The following is a 2547-nucleotide window of genomic DNA, read 5'->3' on the forward strand; positions in this document are numbered from 1 at the left end:
TGCGCGCAGCTTCTCGGCAAAGCCGCCGCGATTGAGGATCGTGGGAACGGCACCTTCCAGGCAATTAATCTGATTACCGCTGATACAGGCATCGCAGTGCCCGCAACTGCGCGCCGTCCAGCCGATGCCGACGCGCTGGCCGACCTTCAGGCCTTTATCCTGCGCCGCACTGCCGAGCGCCGCCACGCGACCAATCACCTCATGCCCGGCAACCAGCGGATACTGAGAGAACCCCCATTCGTTGTCGATCATCGACAAATCGGAATGGCAGATACCGCAGTATTCGACCTGTACTTCGACATCTTCCGGCTTTAGCTCGCCCGCATCATATTCATAGAGTTCGAGTTCGCTGCCCGCCTCTTTTGCGGCGTAGCTTTTTATCATCGACATCGTGTTTCCCTCAGTGTGGTGTTGAACAGGAAGTGTAGAGCATGGGGAAATAGGGTGCTTCGCAGAAGGGGGGATTAGGGCCTTTTCTGCAGCAATGTGTTGAGCCACATTTCGTCGCGGTCAGGACGCTTATCGAGCGTCGTCCAACTGCTGATTAGCGTGATATCGCTCAGCGGTGCGATCAGCTTTTCCAGTCCCTGCTCGGTGAGATCGGTAAAGTGACGGCCGTCTTTCACTCTTTCTGTTTCGCCGTATTTGAACGAGACATACCATATCCCCCCGGTTTTAAGCGCGTGAGCGAGTTTGCTCATTACACCGGGTAACGCTTCGGCGCTCACATGCAGCAACGATGCACAGCACCAGATACCATCATAGCGTTCGGTGTCGGCGATATCGTTAAATGTCATCTGTTTGACGCACAGTCCGGTATGCTGGCTGGCAAGGTTAACCATTTCTGCAGAGGCATCGAATGCTTCGACTTGATAACCTTTTTCCAGGAAGGCCTTACTGTCACGGCCGGAGCCGCAGCCTGCATCCAGAATACGTCCGCTCTGCGGGAGGTGTCGCAGGAAGGGGAGATAAAGCGATTCCATATCGACATTAACCGTAGAGCTAAAAAAATCCTGCGCGTGGCGCTGGTAATATTCGAGAGTCATCAGAATGTATCCGTTCCTTGTGCAAGGGGTTCCCATTGGTGAAAGAGTATTTTAAGCGCCTCGTTCCAGCTGTCGTTCAAAAATGTGTTTCTCAGCGTCGGGGTCGCGCCCGTCTGGCGAATCAATGTTTCACGCAGTGGAAGATGGCTGTTTATGAAATATTCATTTCTGTCCCGAAGACGCTGAAGTAGCCTGGGTGAGGGAAGTTGGGCAAATTTGCCTTTCCCACCCCGGTTACATTCTTTGCAGGCGAGTACCAAATTCCAGACGCCATCGATATTTGCGACCTGTCCCCGAGCTTTCCACGGGATAAAATGATCAACATCAGCGAAAGTGTCATCGCCAGCTTGCAGGCTGATGGGGGTAAAACAGTAGAAGCAGCGCCCCTTCTGATAACCATTCAGGCTGTCCCGACAGCTGGAGATTGCCACCCGCCGGTCACTGTTCCTGCTAAACAACATTTGGTCATCGTCGTCATATTCGACGTTAATCAGGTGGCTGGAGATATTCATTGCCCAGGCTTGTTCGACGAGGCTCCAGCGCGCATCTGTTTCAAAAATAAGGTTTCGGTATTGCAGGCGCTCACCCAGATTGTAGAAATTATCCGTCATCCGGATGCCTTTATGCGTTTTACGCTCATCAATAAAAAAGCGTTTTTCAATTTCGCCCTGATTCACATTGTGAAAGGCATCAATCACGTTATTAAACCCCTGCCGGACCGTGATGGCGGTGAGTTCATCACGCGTGATCTCGCCGTTATTAAATTGCGTACAGGCGGCAATAAACTGGCTGCTGCGTGAGGTTATCTGCTTTGGCGCATGTCTGAGATGGCGGCACAAATGGCTGCTGAACGGTACAGCCAGATCTTCAAGCGTGATGAGATCGCTGCCATCAGGTTTGAGTTCGTGCAAGGCATGGGCGAGCGCAAACTTGTAGGAAGCCACATTCTTGCCAAAGAGGATAATCCCGCGCCAGTAGTTTTCCAGCGTGGGTTCAACCTGATAGAAACGCATAACGGTGTCCTGAGAACGGTTGGTAACTGCTATTACTGGATTCAGTAACGACATCTCATAGTAAACAGCAGCAAATGTAAACCGAGCGGGTCACGTTGCATTTTTTTGCGAGGTAAATTCCGGAAAAATTCAGGTTAGAGATGAGAATAGCGGGAGGAAGAAGGGCGTGTGGGCGATCGAACCGCAATGACGCTGTTTTTTTCAACACTTAGCGCGACTATCGTGCGCTGCCGCTTGCATGGTGGCGTGCGACAGGTATAATCCACAACGTTTTCCGCATCCCTTCCGTGCCGGAGTGGCGAAATCGGTAGACGCAGTTGATTCAAAATCAACCGTAGAAATACGTGCCGGTTCGAGTCCGGCCTTCGGCACCATTAGTACTTCCAAGACCATCCGAGAAAGTCCACCAAACCCTTTAAAATCAATGCTTGCAGCGACTTTTACGTCCCGAGTCGTCCGAGGTAGTCCGTTGAAATCCGGATGTCATT

The 2547-nt window shown here is 51.7% G+C and carries 3 protein-coding genes and 1 tRNA gene; 1 reads left to right on the forward strand and 3 read right to left on the reverse strand.

Going from position 1 to position 2547, the window contains the following annotated elements; translation table 11 throughout:
• The 3 genes from FDW95_RS09905 to FDW95_RS09915 form a co-directional block, all read right to left on the reverse strand.
• Positions 1–390, reverse strand: a 390-nt coding sequence (locus FDW95_RS09905) for an alcohol dehydrogenase catalytic domain-containing protein (protein ID WP_170972984.1), incomplete at its 3' end; no start/stop codon positions are given.
• A 74-nt stretch (positions 391–464) separates the two neighbouring features.
• Entirely contained in the window at positions 465–1046 is a 582-nt protein-coding gene (locus FDW95_RS09910; protein ID WP_115259557.1) for a class I SAM-dependent methyltransferase, read from the reverse strand.
• On the reverse strand, positions 1046–2059 hold the full coding sequence (locus FDW95_RS09915) for an HNH endonuclease (protein ID WP_115259556.1): 1014 nt from the start codon (positions 2057–2059) through the stop codon (positions 1046–1048). The genes FDW95_RS09910 and FDW95_RS09915 overlap by 1 nt, the downstream gene beginning before the upstream one ends.
• A gap of 289 nt (positions 2060–2348) precedes the next feature.
• Between FDW95_RS09915 and FDW95_RS09920 the strand changes: the two genes are divergently transcribed.
• Positions 2349–2433, forward strand: a tRNA-Leu gene (locus tag FDW95_RS09920).
• The last annotated feature ends 114 nt before the right edge of the window (positions 2434–2547 follow it).

The sequence above is a fragment of the Citrobacter sp. wls718 genome, assembly GCF_005280945.1.
GTDB lineage: Bacteria > Pseudomonadota > Gammaproteobacteria > Enterobacterales > Enterobacteriaceae > Citrobacter > Citrobacter gillenii.